This is a genomic window from Parapedomonas caeni (assembly GCF_041060555.1).
Taxonomy (GTDB): domain Bacteria; phylum Pseudomonadota; class Alphaproteobacteria; order Sphingomonadales; family Sphingomonadaceae; genus CAUJIW01.
Genome location: NZ_JBEUDS010000006.1, coordinates 52761 through 68861, shown reverse-complemented (window position 1 = coordinate 68861; position 16101 = coordinate 52761). Strand labels below are relative to the sequence as shown.

At 68.3% G+C, this 16101-nt stretch carries 20 protein-coding genes; 10 read left to right on the top strand and 10 right to left on the bottom strand.

Annotated features, from left to right (window positions below; genetic code table 11):
• Positions 1-24 precede the first annotated feature (24 nt).
• From paaB to ABU113_RS06115, 8 genes are all read left to right on the top strand, one after another.
• Positions 25-309 carry a 1,2-phenylacetyl-CoA epoxidase subunit PaaB gene (gene paaB, locus ABU113_RS06150; protein ID WP_454558618.1) on the top strand — a complete coding sequence of 95 codons (285 nt, stop codon included), beginning with the start codon at positions 25-27 and terminating at the stop codon, positions 307-309.
• A gap of 11 nt (positions 310-320) precedes the next feature.
• Entirely contained in the window at positions 321-1082 is a 762-nt protein-coding gene (paaC, locus tag ABU113_RS06145) for a 1,2-phenylacetyl-CoA epoxidase subunit PaaC (protein WP_454558617.1), read from the top strand.
• Positions 1076-1591, top strand: a complete 516-nt coding sequence (paaD, locus tag ABU113_RS06140; protein ID WP_454558616.1) for a 1,2-phenylacetyl-CoA epoxidase subunit PaaD — start codon at positions 1076-1078, stop codon at positions 1589-1591. Before paaC ends, paaD begins: the two co-directional genes overlap by 7 nt.
• Positions 1592-1609: 18 nt before the next feature.
• Positions 1610-2671: a 1,2-phenylacetyl-CoA epoxidase subunit PaaE gene (gene paaE / locus ABU113_RS06135; RefSeq protein WP_454558615.1), complete on the top strand. Its 1062-nt coding sequence runs from the start codon at positions 1610-1612 to the stop codon at positions 2669-2671.
• 120 nt (positions 2672-2791) lie between these two features.
• Positions 2792-3004, top strand: coding sequence for a hypothetical protein (locus tag ABU113_RS06130; RefSeq protein ID WP_454558614.1), 213 nt, complete (start codon positions 2792-2794; stop codon positions 3002-3004).
• Positions 3005-3071: 67 nt separating this feature from the next.
• A complete protein-coding gene (locus ABU113_RS06125) occupies positions 3072-3374 on the top strand; it encodes a HigA family addiction module antitoxin (RefSeq protein ID WP_454558613.1) in 303 nt (100 codons plus the stop codon).
• 115 nt (positions 3375-3489) lie between these two features.
• The gene (locus tag ABU113_RS06120; RefSeq protein ID WP_454558612.1) at positions 3490-4095 is read left to right on the top strand and encodes a TetR family transcriptional regulator; all 606 of its coding nucleotides are present in this window, start codon (positions 3490-3492) and stop codon (positions 4093-4095) included.
• 241 nt (positions 4096-4336) lie between these two features.
• Entirely contained in the window at positions 4337-4678 is a 342-nt protein-coding gene (locus ABU113_RS06115) for a GIY-YIG nuclease family protein (protein ID WP_454558611.1), read from the top strand.
• Positions 4679-5343: 665 nt separating this feature from the next.
• On the opposite strand, the gene ABU113_RS06110 is transcribed toward ABU113_RS06115, so the two are convergent.
• From ABU113_RS06110 to ABU113_RS06095, 4 genes are all read right to left on the bottom strand, one after another.
• The gene (locus tag ABU113_RS06110) at positions 5344-6162 is read right to left on the bottom strand and encodes an enoyl-CoA hydratase (RefSeq protein ID WP_454558610.1); all 819 of its coding nucleotides are present in this window, start codon (positions 6160-6162) and stop codon (positions 5344-5346) included.
• 119 nt (positions 6163-6281) lie between these two features.
• On the bottom strand, positions 6282-6479 hold the full coding sequence (locus tag ABU113_RS06105) for a DUF2783 domain-containing protein (RefSeq protein ID WP_454558609.1): 198 nt from the start codon (positions 6477-6479) through the stop codon (positions 6282-6284).
• Positions 6469-8118: an FAD-dependent oxidoreductase gene (locus ABU113_RS06100; protein WP_454558608.1), complete on the bottom strand. Its 1650-nt coding sequence runs from the start codon at positions 8116-8118 to the stop codon at positions 6469-6471. The genes ABU113_RS06105 and ABU113_RS06100 overlap by 11 nt, the downstream gene beginning before the upstream one ends.
• A complete protein-coding gene (locus ABU113_RS06095) occupies positions 8115-9065 on the bottom strand; it encodes an MBL fold metallo-hydrolase (protein ID WP_454558607.1) in 951 nt (316 codons plus the stop codon). Before ABU113_RS06095 ends, ABU113_RS06100 begins: the two co-directional genes overlap by 4 nt.
• Positions 9066-9271: 206 nt before the next feature.
• On the opposite strand from ABU113_RS06095, the gene ABU113_RS06090 reads away from it, so the two are divergent.
• Both ABU113_RS06090 and feaR read left to right on the top strand, forming a co-directional pair.
• Positions 9272-10138, top strand: coding sequence for a helix-turn-helix transcriptional regulator (locus ABU113_RS06090; protein WP_454558606.1), 867 nt, complete (start codon positions 9272-9274; stop codon positions 10136-10138).
• Between the two features lie 97 nt (positions 10139-10235).
• Positions 10236-11174 (top strand): transcriptional regulator FeaR, encoded by a 939-nt coding sequence (feaR, locus tag ABU113_RS06085; RefSeq protein WP_454558605.1) that lies wholly within the window; start codon positions 10236-10238, stop codon positions 11172-11174.
• 36 nt (positions 11175-11210) lie between these two features.
• On the opposite strand, the gene ABU113_RS06080 is transcribed toward feaR, so the two are convergent.
• The 6 genes from ABU113_RS06080 to ABU113_RS06055 all read right to left on the bottom strand — a co-directional run bounded on the left by ABU113_RS06080 (position 11211) and on the right by ABU113_RS06055 (position 16035).
• On the bottom strand, positions 11211-11660 hold the full coding sequence (locus tag ABU113_RS06080) for a cytochrome C (protein ID WP_454558604.1): 450 nt from the start codon (positions 11658-11660) through the stop codon (positions 11211-11213).
• Entirely contained in the window at positions 11653-12168 is a 516-nt protein-coding gene (locus tag ABU113_RS06075) for a methylamine dehydrogenase light chain (protein WP_454558603.1), read from the bottom strand. Before ABU113_RS06075 ends, ABU113_RS06080 begins: the two co-directional genes overlap by 8 nt.
• 15 nt (positions 12169-12183) lie before the next feature.
• Positions 12184-12786, bottom strand: coding sequence for a methylamine dehydrogenase accessory protein MauD (mauD, locus tag ABU113_RS06070; RefSeq protein ID WP_454558602.1), 603 nt, complete (start codon positions 12784-12786; stop codon positions 12184-12186).
• On the bottom strand, positions 12786-13319 hold the full coding sequence (locus tag ABU113_RS06065) for a MauE/DoxX family redox-associated membrane protein (RefSeq protein WP_454558601.1): 534 nt from the start codon (positions 13317-13319) through the stop codon (positions 12786-12788). Before ABU113_RS06065 ends, mauD begins: the two co-directional genes overlap by 1 nt.
• On the bottom strand, positions 13319-14464 hold the full coding sequence (locus ABU113_RS06060; RefSeq protein WP_454558600.1) for an amine dehydrogenase large subunit: 1146 nt from the start codon (positions 14462-14464) through the stop codon (positions 13319-13321). Before ABU113_RS06060 ends, ABU113_RS06065 begins: the two co-directional genes overlap by 1 nt.
• Before the next feature lie 65 nt (positions 14465-14529).
• Complete coding sequence (locus tag ABU113_RS06055) at positions 14530-16035, bottom strand: aldehyde dehydrogenase family protein (RefSeq protein WP_454558599.1); 1506 nt, start codon at positions 16033-16035, stop codon at positions 14530-14532.
• Positions 16036-16101: the final 66 nt, after the last annotated feature.

The following is a 16101-nucleotide window of genomic DNA, read 5'->3' as shown; positions in this document are numbered from 1 at the left end:
GCCGACAGTCAAGGAATGACAGCAATGAACAAGGAATGGCCCCTCTGGGAAGTGTTCATCCGGTCGAAGAACGGCCTGTCGCACAAGCATGTCGGCTCGGTGCACGCCGCCGACGGCGCCATGGCGATCGAACACGCCCGTGATGTCTATACCCGCCGCCAGGAAGGCGTGAGCATCTGGGTGCTGCCGTCGAGCGCCGTCGTCGCTTCCGACCCCGAGACCGCCGACAGCCTGTTCGAGCCGGCCAAGGACAAGATCTATCGGCACCCGACCTTCTACACGGTGCCGGCCAACGTGAAGAACATGTGAGCGGCCACACCATGACCAGCCAGCAACAGGATCTCTTCGAGTACGCGACGCGGCTCGGCGATTCCGCCCTCATCCTTGGCCAGCGCCTGTCCGAATGGTGCGGCCATTCGCCCGAGCTTGAGCTCGACATGGCGATCACCAACCTGTCGCTCGACCTCATCGGCCAGGCGCGCCTGCTGCTGGCACTGGCCGGCGAGATCGAGGGCGCCGGCCGCGACGAGGACCAGCTCGCCTTTCTGCGCGACGCGCTCGATTTCCGCTGCCTGCTGCTGGTCGAGCAGCCCAATGGCGACTGGGCGCAGACCATCGCCCGGCAGTTCTTCTTCTCCGCCTTCCAGCAGCTGCAGTTCCAGGCGCTGAGCCAGTCCGCCGACGCGCGGCTGGCGGCCATCGCCACCAAGGCGCTGCCGGAAATCGCCTACCATGTGCGCTTCGCCGCCGACTGGGTGGTGCGCCTGGGCGATGGCACCGAGGAGAGCCACCGCCGCATGGCCGCCGCCATCGACAATCTCTGGCGCTTCACCGACGAGATGTTCCTGCCCGACGCCGTCGAGGAACGCCTGACCGCCGCCGGCATCGCGCCGGACGCCACTGCACTCAAGGCCGGCTGGCTGGCCGCTGTCACCGCCACGCTGGGTGAGGCTGGCATCGCGGTGCCGGCGCCGCACCGGCCGGTGGTCGGCAGCCGGGTCGGGCATCACAGCGAGCATCTGGGGCATATCCTGTCCGAGATGCAGTTCATGCAGCGCGCCTACCCCAACGCCGAGTGGTAAGCCTGCCCGAGGACGATGCCGAGGACGATGCCGTGACCAATAGCGCCACCGCCGATACTGACGCCATCTGGGCGGCGCTTGCCGAGGTCGCCGACCCGGAAGTGCCGGTGCTGTCGGTGGTCGATCTCGGCATCGTGCGCGCGGTCGAGGCAGGCCCGCCGGTGACGGTGACCATCAGCCCGACCTATACCGGCTGCCCGGCCACCGAGATCATCGGCACGCTGATCCGCGAGAAGCTGGCGGAGGCCGGCTTCCCCGGCGCCACCGTCCGCCAGTCCATCGTCCCGCCGTGGACGACGGACTGGATCAGCGAGGAGGGGCGCGCCAAGCTCAAGGCCTATGGTATCGCGCCCCCCAAGCCGCGCGCGGCCAACAGCGGCCCGATCCGCTGCCCGCGCTGCGACTCCCCAAACACCAAGCGGGTCAGCGAGTTCGGCTCCACCCCGTGCAAGGCGCTGTGGCGCTGCACGGACTGCCTCGAACCGTTCGACCACTTCAAATGCCTCTAACGAGAGTGTGCCAGACCGATGCGCCAGTTTCATGCCCTTAAAGTCGCCGAGGTGAAGCGCGAGACGCCGGAGGCTGTCTCCATCCGCTTCGAGGTGCCCGCCGACCTTGCCCCGCTCTATGCCTACCGCCAGGGCCAGCACCTGACGCTCAAGCGCGACATCGACGGCCAGGACGTGCGCCGCTCCTACTCCATCTGCGCCGGCGTCGAGGAACAGAGCCTGCAGGTGGCGGTGAAGAAAATTCCCGGCGGCCTGTTTTCCAGCTTCGCCAACGACGCGCTGAAAGCCGGCGACGTGGTCGAGGTGATGCCGCCGGCCGGCCACTTCTACACCGAGCTCGACCCATCGGCCGCGCGCCAGTATGTCGCCTTCGCCGCCGGCAGCGGCATCACGCCGGTGATGTCGATCCTGAAAACCGTGCTCGCCGCCGAGCCCCGCAGCCGCTTCCTGCTGGTCTATGGCAACCGGATGCCCGGCCGCGTGCTGTTCGACGAGCAGCTGGCGGAACTGAAGAACCGCTACATGGAGCGGCTGGAAGTGCTGCACGTGCTGAGCCAGGGCGAGGCCGACATTCCGCTGCTCAACGGCCGCATCGACGCCGAGAAGTGCCAGATCATCCTCAAGCACATGGTCGACCCGCAGGCGATCCACGCCGCCTTCCTGTGCGGCCCCGGCGAGATGATCGACACGGTGGAGGCCTGCCTGCTCGCCGCCGGCGTCGACAAGCGCGCCATCCGCCACGAGCGCTTCACCGCCGCCGGCCAGCCGACGGGCACGCCGACGCGCGCGCCCGCCGACAGCACCGCCGCGCGCATCACCATCATCATCGACCAGCAGCCGGTCAGCTTCGAGCATGACGGCAGCAAGCCGATCCTCGACGCCGCGCTGGACGCCGGCCTCAACGTGCCGTTCGCCTGCAAGGGCGGCGTCTGCTGCACCTGCCGCGCCAAGGTGATGGAAGGCGAGGTCGACATGGCGGTGAACTACAACCTGGAGGAGGAGGAAGTCGCCGCCGGCTATGTGCTGACCTGCCAGTCCTTCCCCAAGTCGGGCAAGGTGGTGCTCAACTTCGACGCCTGACGGGACCAGACGGGTATTCGGACCTTCGCGAATCGACAGTCTTCGGTTCGAATTTTGGAGGACGAGTCTATCGTAATCCGGACATCGCACCTGTATGCTTAACAGAACGCAGGAGGCATCATGTCACGTCCGCAGGAGGTCAACGACTTCATCACTAAGCTTAGGCCAAGGGCTGTCTGCAACAAATGCATAGCTCAGGGCCTTGGATGGGCGAATGATACGGCTCACCCCGCGCAGATCACTGGTGCGCTGGCTACCACCAGCGACTTTATCCAAGAAACCGGGGTCTGCTCGATCTGCAAGGACAGCAAGAAGGTGATCCGCCGAGCCTGAAGATTTTTGCGACCCGGTTGCCCTGATGGTGACGGCGCGCTGATCGACATGGATCTGGAGGACTATCATGGCGCTTAGGATGCACCCGTCGCTGGCCGTCCCTGTCGGCGACTGGCTGCGCACCGAGATCGTCGAGCCCGCCGGTGTGAGCGTGACGGCGCTGGCCAGCCATCTCGGCGTGTCCCGGCAGGCGCTGAGCACCCTGCTCAACGGCCATGCCGGCCTGTCCGCCGACATGGCGATCCGGTTCGAGAAGGCCTTCGGCATCAAGGCGGACACGCTGCTGCGGATGCAGACGACCTATGATCTGGCTCAGGCCCGCGCCCGCGAGGGCGACATCCAGGTCGCGAAATTCCCCAACGCCGCCTGAACCGGCGTTCCCCCACCCGGCCCCCACCCGGACCCGCGCGTTCAGGTTGCCAAGGCGGCGGCGGCCGGTCCATAAGACCGACATCGCCCGGTAACAGTTGGACAGTCCCGCCCGCATGGCCCGTACCCAAGCCCCCGATTATGACGACCGGCGTCAGGCCATCGTCGACCGCGCCGCCGAACTGTTCGCCGAGATGGGCTTCCACCGCGCCTCGATCGCCGATTTGGCGGTGGCCTGCGGCACCTCGAAGTCGGCGCTGTACCATTATTACCAGTCGAAGGAGGCGATCCTCGACGCCATCCTGTCCGACCACACCACCTTGCTGCTGGAGACCGCCGAGCGGGTGGCCGCCAGCGACGGCGACCCGGAGACCCGGCTGCGCCGGCTGGCTGAAGCCCTGATGAGCCTCTACGTCACCGCCACCGCCAAGCATGTGGTGCTGCTCAACGAGATCGCGTCACTACCGGACGAGCAACGCGCGCCGGTGATCCGCCGCCAGCGCCAGATCATCGACATCATCCTCGGGCTGCTGGTGGAACTGCGGCCGGACATCGCCGACCACGAGGCGCTGCGCAAGCCGATCGCCATGATGTTCATGGGCGCGATCAACTGGACCTACACCTGGTTCGACACCGCCGGGCCGACCACGCCGGCCCAGTTTGCCAATCTGGTGGTTGACCTGTTCATACGCGGCCTGCCCGGCCTCGACCTGGCGCGGTAGCGGACGCCGACGGTGTTCGCGTGGATGGCCGGGTCAGGCCCGGCCATGACGGGCGAGGTGCGCGAATACATCCGGCCCGGCCATGACGGCGGAGAGGTGGCCGGGCCGAGCCATGGCGGCGCCTTAACGGAATCGCGCGGCCTCCCTTCCGCCATCACGTCATGCCCGGGCCTGTCCCGGGCATCCACGGACGGCGGTTCCGCCGCGATGCCCTCGCCGGTGAGGCGCCCTCCCCCCCCCCATGACGTCATCCCCGGGCTTGTCCCGGGCATCCACGTCCGGCACCATCCGGTGCATGGGGGGATGGGTCTATATCATGACGAACCGGCCCAACGGCACGCTCTATACGGGCGTGACCAGCGACCTCGCCCGGCGCGCCTGGGAGCACCGCACCGGCGCGCTCGATGGCTTCACCCGCCGCCATGGCCTCACCCACCTGGTCTACGTCGAGCCGCATGAGCGCATCGAGACCGCGATCCAGCGGGAACACAACATCAAGCACTGGCCCCGGGCCTGGAAGGTGCGACTGATCCTGGCGCACAACCCGGACTGGCGTGACCTCTATGACGAGCTGGCATGGTAGGCGGGCGTCGTGCCCATGCCGGCACCGGCAGTGTTCGCGTGGATGGCCGGGTCAAGCCCGGCCATGACGGTGGAGAGGTGGCAGGGCCAGGCCATAGCGGCACCCCGGCGGTGCGCCCCATTGCCTACCCGTTCCCTAAACCGTCAAGCCCGGCCATGACGGAAGAGGTGGGCGAATACATCCGACCCGGCCATGACGGCGGAGAGGTGGCCGGGCCGAGCCATGGCGGCGCCTTAACGGAATCGCGCGGCCTCCCTTCCGCCATCACGTCATGCCCGGGCCTGTCCCGGGCATCCACGGACGGCGGTTCCGCCGCGATGCCCTCGCCGGTGAGGCGGCACCGCCCGGAGCCCCCGCGCCCCATGCGGTGTTCGCGTGGATGGCCGGGTCAAGCCCGGCCACGACGGGCGAGGTGCGCGAATACATCCGACCCGGCCATGACGAGATCGCCGGCAAGCTCTGGCAGCACCATGCCCCCAGCGCCACGCAGGGGCGCGCTGGACGCGATTTCGGGCCACCCGGATACCCGGGGTGCGGAATCGTCAAATTCCTCTGTATGGGCGTTTAAAAGCGATTACGCGCCTCGATGGTTCAGCCTAGGTGAAACAGACTAGCCATTACATCAACCAACCCCGCCCGGCGCTAATCCGCCGGGGCCGACCGGCTCAGGCCGGCCACACCGGCTTGCGCTTCTCGACGAAGGCGCGGAAGCCCTCCTGGGCGGCGGCGTCCATCATGTTGTCGGCCATCACCTGCTCGGCCAGCGTGTAGGCGGCCTCGATGCCCTGCTCGGCCTGGGCATAGAACAGCCGCTTGCCGCGCGCCACCGACACCGCCGGCTTGGCGAGGATGCGCGCCACCAGCCCCGCCACCGCCTCGTCGAGCTGTTCCGGCGGCACGGCGGCGTTGACCAGCCCCAGTTCGGCGGCCCGCCGGGCGCTGATGAAGTCGCCGGTGAGCAGCATCTCCAGCGCCGTCTTGCGCGGCACGTTGCGCGACAGGGCGACGCCCGGCGTCGAGCAGAACAGGCCGAAGCTGATGCCGGAGACGGCGAAGCGCGCGGTGTCGGCGGCGATGGCAAGGTCGCACATGGCGACCAGCTGGCAGCCGGCGGCGGTCGCCGTGCCCTGGACGCGGGCGATCACCGGCTGGGGCATCCGGTGCAGCCGCATCATCGTCGAGGAGCAGGCGTTGAACAGCCGGGTGTAGAAGCCGTGGTCGGGCGTCGCCACCATCTCGCCGAGGTCATGGCCGGCGCAGAAGGCCTTGCCGGCCGCCGCCAGCACCACCACCCGCACCGCCGGGTTGTCGGCGACGGCGGCCAGCGCCGTATCGAGCGCGGCGATCATCTCCACCGACAGCGGATTGAAGCGGTCGCCCCGGTTGAGCGTCACCGTCGCCACCCCGCCCTCGATGTGGGTCAGCACCAGCGGATCATTGTGGAGCGACGCCGGCGCGGCGGCCGAAGATGCGGGTGCGGTCATGGCAATATCTCCCCGGAAAATCGACACCAGCTTAAGGGCGGAGGCAATCCGGAGCAATGGCCGGGGCGGCGGCGGGGGAAGCCATAACGCCGCCTCCCCCTTCACACCGCCACGACCGCTCAGGCGGTGACGCCCTCGCGGGCGGCCGCGATCGCCGCCTGCAGCACATCGTGGCGGCCGATCTGGTTGGCAAGAATCAGCAGCAGGCGGAAATTGAGGTCCGCCGACTGTTCGAGGCTGAGCCCGTCATGGGCGGCGATGAGGCCGGCATAGAAGCTGTCCGGCTGCTCCAGACGATTGTCGCGTTCAAGCAGCATGGGCCGCTCCCTCGGTCTTGGACTGGCCGCCCGCCTTCCCCATGGCCCGCGTCATCGCGGCGCCAATGGCGGCGGGGTCGAAGGCACGCCAGCGCGCCGCAACGTGCTGGTCGGGCCGGAACAGGTAGGTGGTGCCGGGTTTCAGGTCGTAGCGGCGGGCCAGCAGCCCCTGGGTGTCGACCAGATCGCGCCCGACCGTCAGCACCGGCACCGCCTCGCCCTCGATGTCGAGCGTCGCCGGTGCGTCCGCCGCAGTGGTGAGCACCGCGAACCGGTCACCGATGGCGTGCAGGAACCAGTCGTCGGCGCCGGCCCTGGCGATCGGCGCGTCGCTGGCCGGCGAGCCCGGCGCCACCACGGCGGCGAAGCTGTCGGCGTCCGGCGTGTTGAGGACGGAGTCGACCAGATGCGCCGGCACCGACAGGCGGCCGGAATTGACCATGGCGCGGGCGAACGGCCAGTCGGCGGCCATCGCCAGCACGGTGTCGCGCATCCGCCGGCTGGCCTCGGACTTCGGCGTCATGAAGTCGGTGGCGCGGGTGGAGTTGAGAATATTCTCGTGCGCGGCGTAGAGGCGCTCGTCGTTGTAGCTCTCCAGCAGGCTCGCCGGCGCCCGGCCGTCGAGCACCAGCTTCAGCTTCCAGCACAGATTGTCGGCGTCCTGCACGCCGGCGTTGCCGCCGCGCGCACCGAACGGCGACACCTGATGCGCGGCGTCGCCGGCGAAAATCACCCGGTCGTGGACGTAGCGCGACAGCGTCCGGCACTGGAAGACGTAGACGCTGATCCATTCCAGCTCGAAATTGTCGTGGCCGAGCAGCGCCTGGATGCGCGGCACCACCCGCTCCGGCGCCTTTTCGGCCTCGGAGTCGGCGTCCCAGCCCAGTTGCAGGTCGATGCGCCAGATATCGTCGGCCTGGCGGTGCAGCAGCGCCGTCTGGCCGGGGTGAAACGGCGGCTCGAACCAGAACCAGCGCTCGGCGGGAAACGGCGCGGTCATCCGCACGTCGGTGATGAGGAACTTGTCCTCGAACACCTTGCCGTCGAAATCGAGGCCGAGCTGGCGGCGGATGCCGCTTTTCGCGCCATCACAGGCGATCAGCCAGTCGCAGGTCAGGGTGTAGGCGCCCTCCGGCGTCTCCACCTGCACGGTCGCGCCGTCCGGCCGGTTCTCGATGCCGACGCAGCGATGGCGCCAGCGCACCGCGCCGCCGGCGGCCGCCAGCTTCTCCAGCAGATGCTCTTCCATGTGGTACTGCTGGAGATTGACGAAGGCCGGCATCTGGTGGCCGTCCTCGGGCAGCAGGTTGAACTCGTAGAGCAGGCCGTCGCGGTGGAACACCTTGCCGATGTTCCACTGCACGCCCTTGTCGACCATCCACTCGGCGGCGCCCAGCCGGTCCCAGATCTCCAGTGTGCGCTTGGCCTGGCACAGCGAGCGCGAGCCGATGGAGACGGTCTCGCCCTGCTCCAGCACCACCACCGGCACGCCCTTGCGGATGAGGTCGAGCGCGATGGTCTGGCCGACCATGCCGCCACCGACGATCACCACCGGGTGGTGGTTGGGGGCTCCATCCTGCTCCGGCGCCCGCGCGAACGGGAAGCTCGGGCGGACGTGGCTCGGATTGAGCTGTTTCATCCCTCCAGTTCCTTCCACATCGCCTGGTCGCGCTCGTCGGTCCAGATGCGCGGGTGGGACAGGCCGCCGGCCTCGTCGTAGGCGCGGGTGACGTCGAACGGCATGCAGTGGTCGAAGATCACCCAGTTGCCGTACTTCTGCTTCAGTTCGGCATAGACGGTGCGATAGGTGTCGTTGAGGCTCTTGCCGGCATCCTTCGCCGCCTTCACCGACTGGAACAGGTCGCTGACGAACGCCCGCGTCCCGGCGATGGCGTCAGCCACCTGGGCGGCGTTGGTGAGCGCGTCACCGCGCCCCGGCACCAGCTTTTCCGCGCCGAAGGTCGCCAGATTGTCGAGCGTGCCCGGCCAGTCCTCCAGATGCGCGTCGCCGGTGTAGGGGGTGGCGCCATATTCCACCAGGTCGCCGGCGTACATCACCTTGTGCGCCGGCACCCAGACGACGGTGTCGCCCTTGGTGTGGCCGCGCCCGACCTGGAGGATCTCGACCTCCAGGCCGCCCAGCTGCACGGTGAGCTTGTTCTCGAACACGATGGTCGGCCAGGTCAGGCCGGGAATGGAGTCGACGCCGCGGAACAGCCGCGGGAAGCGGCCGATTTCCGAGGCCATGTCGGCGGCGCCGCGCTCGACGATGAGATCGTAGGTGTCGCGGCTAGCGATGATCGCCTGCGGCTCATAGGCCGAGGCGCCGAGCACGCGCACCGCATGATAGTGGGAGAGCACCACGTATTTCACCGGCTTGTCGGTGATCGCGCGGACGCGGGCCAGAACGTCGGCGGCCATTTCCGGCGTCGCCTGGGTGTCGATCACCATCACCCCGTCCTCGCCGATGATGATGCCGGAGTTGGGGTCGCCCTCGGCGGTGTAGGCGTAGCAGCCCGGTGCGAGCTGGGTGAAGCTGACCACCTTGTCCTCAAGGTCGCCGGCCGAGGCAAATGCCTTGCTCATCGCATCCTCCCTGTATGGTGCGTGGCCCTGCGGGCCATCTTGGTTCCACAGTAATCGTGAGCCTACCATGCCACGGTTTTCGCCCGCGCGCCGTCCACACCGGAGGGGACAAGCAACGACAGCCCGCTGCCGGGCGGGCAATGCGGCGCCTGGCCGGTCCGCCGGCGACTGGCAACGACCCCCAAGCTTGCTATGATAGCGCCGCAATGTCCGGCACATCCCCCCTTCCCCCCGCGCCCCTGGCGTCCGCCGCTCCCGCGCCTGACGACACCCTGCTGGCCGGCTGGCTGCCGGCGCTCGCCAGCGCCATCGAGGCGCTGGGCACGCCGGCCTTTCAGGCGGCACTGACCCGCAGCCTCAACGCCATCGTGCCGGTGGACCACTGTGTCGTCTTCACCTTCGCGCCGGGCGACGGGCCGGGCCACCTGTTCACCCAGTCGAAAATGCCGCCGGAACACGCCGAGTCGCTGGCGCGCGACTATGTCGAACGCTTCCACGGCGCCGACCCCAACCGGGCGCGCATCCTGGCGGACGATGCCCGGCACGACGACGCACCGATCCGGCTGGTGCCGCACATGGACGCGCCGGCCGACTATCGCGACCACTTCTTCGACCGCACCGGGCTCGTCGACAAGGCCTCGACCATCGGCCGGGCCGGCGACGCGCGGGTCTATTGCAACTTCTACCGGATGCGCGAATCCGGCCCCTATTCCGATGCCGACTGGCAGCGGCTGGAAGCCATCCTGCCGGTGGCGACGGCGCTGATCGGCACCCATTACCGCCTGTGGCGCGAGGCCGGCGCGCCGGATGCATCGCCTGCCACCGCGCCCAGCCTGATTCACTCGGTGATCGGCCGCCAGCTGCCGCCGTTCGACCGCCTGACCCGGCGCGAGCGCGACATCTGCGAGCGCATCCTGCTCGGCTACTCGACTGTCGGCATCGGGCTCGACCTCGACATCGCGCCGTCCTCGGTCACCACCTACCGTCGTCGGGCCTATGAAAAACTTGGCATTTCCACCCAGAACCAGCTGTTCCAGCTGTGCCTGGGCACGGTGCAGGCCGAACGCGGCTGATTGCGTCGCCCGCCCGCGCCGGATTTTCCCGGTTGCCGTGGCGTCGGGCCGGCTCCATAGTTGAGGTATAAAAAGATCAGGGAGACGGACGGGGAGCATGAACGCGCGCGCGTCCCTGCATGAACGGCTGGACCGGTGGCAGGCGGATGTGACCAGCATCTGCGGGCGCTTCGATACCGGAGTCGCCGACGCCGAGCGCTTCCACGGCGCCATCGCCGCCCGCCGCCTCGACGCGCTGGACATCGCCGACATCGAACTGGGCTGGGCCAGGGTGATGAAGCGCCGGCCACAGCTCACCGATGCCCAGCATGACTGCTATTTCCTGATCCAGCAGATCGAGGGCGAGGCCGCCATGGCGCAGGAGGGATCGGAAGCCCATCTGCTGCCCAACGATTGCACCATCATTGACTCCCGCCGCGCCTCGGAGTTCCGTTATGGCTCCTCCATGCGCCAGCGATCAGTGCACATGCCGCACGCGCTGGTGCGCGAACTGACCGGCCTGCCCGAACTGGCTTGCGGCCGGCGCATCGACGGCTCGCGGGGCTTGGGCGCACTGTTCTCGGCGACCTTAAGCCAGTTCAGCGCCCTGGGCGACACGCTGAGCGACGACGAGCGCCGGGTGGGCCTGGAATCGCTGTTCCACCTGCTCACCCGCCTGCTCGCCGATGGCGGCGGGGGTTCGCTGGCTGGCGTCAACCGGCCGACACTCACCCGCATCAAGGCGTGGATCGACGCCCGGCTGGGGGATGCCAACCTGACTCCCGACAGCATCGCCAGTGCCTTCAACGTGTCGCGCCGCCAGCTCTACCGGCTGTTCGAGGATGCCGAGACGACGCCGACCGCCTGGCTGTGGGAGCGCCGGCTCGCCCGCGCCATGCAGGTACTGGCCGACGAGAGCTGTGCCCGCGCCTCGATTCTGGAAATCGCCTTCTCGCTGGGTTTCAACGACGCCGCCCATTTTTCCCGCTCCTTCCGCAAGAAGGTCGGGCAGACGCCGTCGGACTATCGCCAGCAGGCACTGGCCGCCCGGCGCTGACGCCATTCGGCCACCCCGTCGGCGGGCCCGCCTCCCTCACTGCCCGGCGGGCAGCTTCTCCACCAGGCGCGCGCGTGTATTGGTGATGTCGGTCAACGGCTGCCGGCGCAGCCGCGCCACCTCGTCCACCGTGTACGGCTTGAACCGGGCACGGTCGGCGGGATCGGCGAAATTCCTGACCGTCCAGTTGAGCACGTCGGTCAGCTTGGCGTCGTCGATCGGCGCCTGGGCGACGCCCGGCACGCGGCCGAGGAATTCCCGCCCACCCTCGACATACTGGAACTTGCCGATAATGCCGCGCATGTCGGGCACCTTGCCGGCCATGCCGGAGCCATCGAGCAGATGGCAGCCCATGCACTGGAGCATGTAGTTGCCCCGCGGCCCCGCCGCATCGACAGCAACAGCCGGCGGTGCCGACAGGGCAAGCACCGTCAGCACCACCCCCGGCAGCAGCCGGGCGCCGACATGCCGGCGCCTGTCAGCCATTCTCCGCCGCGCCCATGAGCACCGACACGGTGCAATGGTAGGTGTTGTGGGTAGAGCCAAGGCACCAGTTGATATCGTTGGCCTGGCCGGGCCGATTGACCGGCATGTCGCCTTCATTGCGCATGCAGGTACAGCGGCCGCAACCGCCCTTGCCGCAGCAGTCGTTGTAGGAAACGATGTAATGCTTGCCATCGTCGGGGTTCTGGCAGGTGCCGACCCAGGTCAGCACCGACGGTTCGGTGCCCGGCGGGCAGCTGTTGATGGTGCCGCCGCAGCAGGTGCAGAGGAAGCCGTCGATGGCGCAGTAACGCCAGTAGGCGCAGTCCTGCGGATTGCGCGGATCACCACCGGCCTGCGGCGCGCCGGAGGCCTGGCCGCGGGCGATCGGCAGCAGCGGCACCGCCGCCGTTCCCAGCGCCAGCGTGCCGAGCTTGCCCAGCACATGACGGCGCGAGGTGGTGTGTGCGAGCCGCCGGGCGGCCTTTTCGGTCAGACGATCAAACCACATGAGGACGTTCCCCCTTTACTCGGCGGCGGCACGCGTGCCGGCCAGATAATCCTGCAGGGTCGCGACGCCGCGACTGCGAGCCTCGACCAGACTTTCGAGATGTTCACGCGAATTGACCAGCCCCTTGGCCGCCAGCTTGCCATCGGCGGTGATGATGACGGCATAGGGCAGCTTGCCGACCGCGTAGGCCTGACCGAGTTCGGTCGACAGCACCAGCGGCATTGCTTCCAGGCCATTGTCACGCACCATGCGCCGCTGCTCGGCGGCGTCGCCATCGCTGGCCAGAACCACATCAAGCTGGCGCCCCTCATCGCGGGCGAACGACTTGAGCGCCGGCAGCAACTCCTTGCAGACCGGACAGGTGGGCGACAGGAAAAACAGCAGCGTGTCACGCGCCGACCGGCCGCCGACCTTGACCAGCGAGCCGGAAAGCGAGGGCAGCTCAAAACCGGGTGCCACGGTGCCGACCGCCGGTCCGCCCGGCAGCGCCAGCGCCCCCATCGGCGCCAGGCGCTGGTGGATGACGCCGATCTGGCGCAGCACCGCCAGCAGCAGCGCCGCCAGACCGACGATGGCCACCCACTGGACGATCACGGCAATGATGAGCGCGGTCTGCATCAGGCATTCTCCGGGGCCGCACCATGCGGCGTATGGGCCAGCTGGGCCATGATGGCGTAGACAAAGGCAGCGGCGACGATGACACCCAGGATGGTCAGCCCGTCGAGCCACACCAGCGGCCGATCGCCGGGACCGGCAAGCAGCGCCAGTGCCACAAGCGCCAGCAGCAGGTTGCGCACCACCAGCGACACGCCGATGCCCTCGCCGGCGCTGCCGAGGCAGCCGCAGTCGATACGGGTCCGGCCACGCGCGAGATTGACGCCGATACCGGCGGCGTACAGCAGGCACAGCCCGGCCAGCGCCAGCGCCCCGACCCCGGCCACGACGGGTGAGGCAAACAGCGCGCCGGCCGCAGCGACCTCGACCAGGCCCAGCCCCAGCGCCGCCGGCCACAGCAGTGGCGATGGCAGCAGGCGATAGTCGGCCAGCGCCTGACGGAAGCGGGCGGGACGCGCCAGCTTGGCCGCACCCGCGGCGAGGAACAACCCCGCCAGGAACAGCTTCAACGCCAGGTCAAGCGCGGGATCGACCATCACGGCTTCGCCTGCTCCGGGGCGCGCACCGTCACCGGCTGGATCAAGGTGATGTACGGACCGACATCCGGGATCGCATGCACATGGGCGCCGGTCGCCGCGTCATAGACATGGGCGTTGGTGCTGACGCCGGGGCCGGTGAAGACCTGCGCCCTGGCATCCTGGCTCACCGCCAGCGTGATGGTGGGTTCGGTGAGTTTGATGGTCTGCACTTTCTGGCGCTTGGCAAGATCATAGACCCAGACCTCGCCCGCCGGATCCTTGCGATTATCACGGGTGCCCTGAAGCATCAGCACGTACAGCCGGTTGCCGGCCTCGTGCACGGCATAGGGCTGGAAGCCACCGGAGCGCCAGCCGGCCTTCGCCTCCTCGGCGGTGGTCAGCGACCACTGGTTGACCACCCTGGGCAGCGGCGCGCCAGCTTTGCGCGACTTGGGCTTGGGCGCCATCTCCACTTCATGGACCTTGCCGTCCATGCTGAAGAAGTACCACAGGCCACCGCGCCGCACCGCCTTGTCGACCACCGGATCCGCCTCGGTGAACAGCGGCTCGGTGCGCCCAACCACCTTGCCGGCACCGGCGTCATCGAGTTCCGCCACCAGCAGCGCGTTGTCGGCACACAGCATGGCGAAGCGCCGGGGCGCAAACGGAAACACCAGCGCACAACCGGGCGTCTCGATCTCGCCGACGAACTTGCGGGTCGTCAGATCGACCACGCCCACCGACTGGGCCGGCGTGAAGAAATAAAGCAGCGCGAACTTGCCGTCGTCGGACAGCGGCATCTGCGCCTCCAGCGACAGGCCGCCATAACGCTTGTTGGGGAGAATCACCTCGCCCACCGGCGCCAGGTTGACGCCATCGTAAATGCTCAGCACGTCGGTGCGCTCGCCGCGCGAGCCACGGGAATAATAGGTCTCCGGCACATAGATCTCGTGCCCGGACGGCGAGGTCTGCAGCAGCGCGTGACCGAAGCCGGCGCTGATCTGCCCCAGCATCTGGCCGGTATCGCCATCGAACAGATAGGCCCGGCCGTCGTTCATCCGGGTGAACGAAATGTCATTGGCCCAGAACCAGTGCGGCCCCGGCGCCGGCAAGGATCGAACCGTGAAGTCCTCCGGCTGCAAATCCTCGGCGAGAACGGGCATCGTCCCCAGTCCAAGCATCGCGATAGCGACAGCCAACAAACTCGCGCGCATTGCCTTCATCCCCCTCAGACCGCGTACCAGATGCTCTTGGGTTCGGTGTGGAGGTTGATCGCCTCCTCGCCATGTTCACGCCCGAGCCCGGACTGCTTGAAACCGCCAAACGGCACCGCCGGGTCGATCGCGTTATGACAATTGACCCAAACCGAGCCGGCCTGCAAGCGCGATGCGATGCGGTGCGCGGTCGACAGACCCTCGCTCCACACCGACGCCCCCAGACCATAGTCGCTGGTGTTGGCGAGCTTCACCGCCTCGTCGATGGTCGCGAACTTCTGCGCGACAACCACGGGGCCGAAAATTTCCTCGCGCACCACCCGCATCGCCGGATTGACGTTGGCGAGAATGGTCGGCTTGACGAAATAGCCCTCGTCGCCCTGGGCCTCGCCGCCCACCAGCAGCTCGCCACCTTCGGCCTTGCCGATCTCGATGTAGCTCAGCACACGCGCCTGCTGCTCGGCGGAGACCAGCGGCCCCATCTGGGTGTCCGGCGCCCAGCCGGGGCCGACCTTGATGCCGCTGGCGAACGCCGCGATGCCGGCCATGAACGGCTCGTAGATTTTGGCGTCGACGTAGAGCCGCGAGCCGGCGGTGCAGACCTGACCGGCATTGAAGAAGATCGCCATGGCGGCGCCGGGAATCGCCTTGTCGAGATCGGCGTCGGCGCACACGATGACCGGCGATTTGCCGCCCAGCTCCAGCGACACCCGCTTCATGGTGTCCATGCAGCCGCGCCCGATGATCTTGCCGACCTCGGTGGAGCCGGTGAAGGCGATTTTCGCCACGTCCGGGTGGGCGACCAGCGCCGCGCCCGCTTCGTGGCCCAGACCCGTGACGACGTTGACCACGCCGGCGGGAAAGCCCGCCTCGGCCACCAGTTCGGCAAGATAGAGCGCGGTCAGCGAGGTCTGCTCGGCGGGCTTCAGCACGCAGGTGCAGCCGGCCGCCAGCGCCGGCGCCAGCTTCCACACCGCCATCAGCAGCGGGAAATTCCACGGCACGATCTGACCGACGACGCCGACCGGATCGCGCACCGCGTTGACGGTGATTTCCGCCCCCGGCAAACCGGCGAACGACGGGTGGATGACACGGCCATGGATCTTGGTCGCCCAGCCGGCCATGTAGCGCAGATATTCGACCGCGCCGTTGACGTCGACCATGCGGGCCAAGCCCACCGGCTTGCCGTTGTCGAGCGATTCCAGCTCGGCGAGAATGTCGGCGTCGCGGGCCACCAGATCGGACAGCCGCCACAGCAGCGCCTCGCGGTCGGCCGGGCGCAGACCGCGCCAGGCCGCGCTCTCGAAGGCGGCCGAAGCAGCCGCCACCGCGCGATCGACATCGGCGGCGACGCCCGCCTGCACGCTGTCGATCTGCCTGCCGGTGGCTGGATCATAAACCTCGATGGCGCGGCCCGACACCGAGTCCACCCAGGTGCCGTCGATCCACAACTGCTTGGGGCGACGCAGAAAGGCCGCCACGGCCGCCGAGGGTTGATGGTTCGATTGCTGCTGCGTCACCGTCGACACTCCCACGGATAATTTCCTCGCCAAACTGGCATCGCGAGGCCGGGGCCGGCGACGCAT

Excerpts from the sequence above, each read along its gene's own strand:
- paaB (WP_454558618.1), top strand. The coding sequence starts at position 25 with ATGAACAAGGAATGGCCCCTCTGGGAAGTGTTCATCCGGTCGAAGAAC.
- paaC (WP_454558617.1), top strand. The coding sequence starts at position 321 with ATGACCAGCCAGCAACAGGATCTCTTCGAGTACGCGACGCGGCTCGGC.
- paaE (WP_454558615.1), top strand. The coding sequence starts at position 1,610 with ATGCGCCAGTTTCATGCCCTTAAAGTCGCCGAGGTGAAGCGCGAGACG.
- ABU113_RS06130 (WP_454558614.1), top strand. The coding sequence starts at position 2,792 with ATGTCACGTCCGCAGGAGGTCAACGACTTCATCACTAAGCTTAGGCCA.
- ABU113_RS06125 (WP_454558613.1), top strand. The coding sequence starts at position 3,072 with ATGGCGCTTAGGATGCACCCGTCGCTGGCCGTCCCTGTCGGCGACTGG.
- ABU113_RS06120 (WP_454558612.1), top strand. The coding sequence starts at position 3,490 with ATGGCCCGTACCCAAGCCCCCGATTATGACGACCGGCGTCAGGCCATC.
- ABU113_RS06115 (WP_454558611.1), top strand. The coding sequence starts at position 4,337 with ATGACGTCATCCCCGGGCTTGTCCCGGGCATCCACGTCCGGCACCATC.
- ABU113_RS06110 (WP_454558610.1), bottom strand. The coding sequence starts at position 6,162 with ATGACCGCACCCGCATCTTCGGCCGCCGCGCCGGCGTCGCTCCACAAT.
- ABU113_RS06105 (WP_454558609.1), bottom strand. The coding sequence starts at position 6,479 with ATGCTGCTTGAACGCGACAATCGTCTGGAGCAGCCGGACAGCTTCTAT.
- ABU113_RS06100 (WP_454558608.1), bottom strand. The coding sequence starts at position 8,118 with ATGAAACAGCTCAATCCGAGCCACGTCCGCCCGAGCTTCCCGTTCGCG.
- ABU113_RS06095 (WP_454558607.1), bottom strand. The coding sequence starts at position 9,065 with ATGAGCAAGGCATTTGCCTCGGCCGGCGACCTTGAGGACAAGGTGGTC.
- ABU113_RS06090 (WP_454558606.1), top strand. The coding sequence starts at position 9,272 with ATGTCCGGCACATCCCCCCTTCCCCCCGCGCCCCTGGCGTCCGCCGCT.
- feaR (WP_454558605.1), top strand. The coding sequence starts at position 10,236 with ATGAACGCGCGCGCGTCCCTGCATGAACGGCTGGACCGGTGGCAGGCG.
- ABU113_RS06080 (WP_454558604.1), bottom strand. The coding sequence starts at position 11,660 with ATGGCTGACAGGCGCCGGCATGTCGGCGCCCGGCTGCTGCCGGGGGTG.
- ABU113_RS06075 (WP_454558603.1), bottom strand. The coding sequence starts at position 12,168 with ATGTGGTTTGATCGTCTGACCGAAAAGGCCGCCCGGCGGCTCGCACAC.
- mauD (WP_454558602.1), bottom strand. The coding sequence starts at position 12,786 with ATGCAGACCGCGCTCATCATTGCCGTGATCGTCCAGTGGGTGGCCATC.
- ABU113_RS06065 (WP_454558601.1), bottom strand. The coding sequence starts at position 13,319 with ATGGTCGATCCCGCGCTTGACCTGGCGTTGAAGCTGTTCCTGGCGGGG.
- ABU113_RS06060 (WP_454558600.1), bottom strand. The coding sequence starts at position 14,464 with ATGCCCGTTCTCGCCGAGGATTTGCAGCCGGAGGACTTCACGGTTCGA.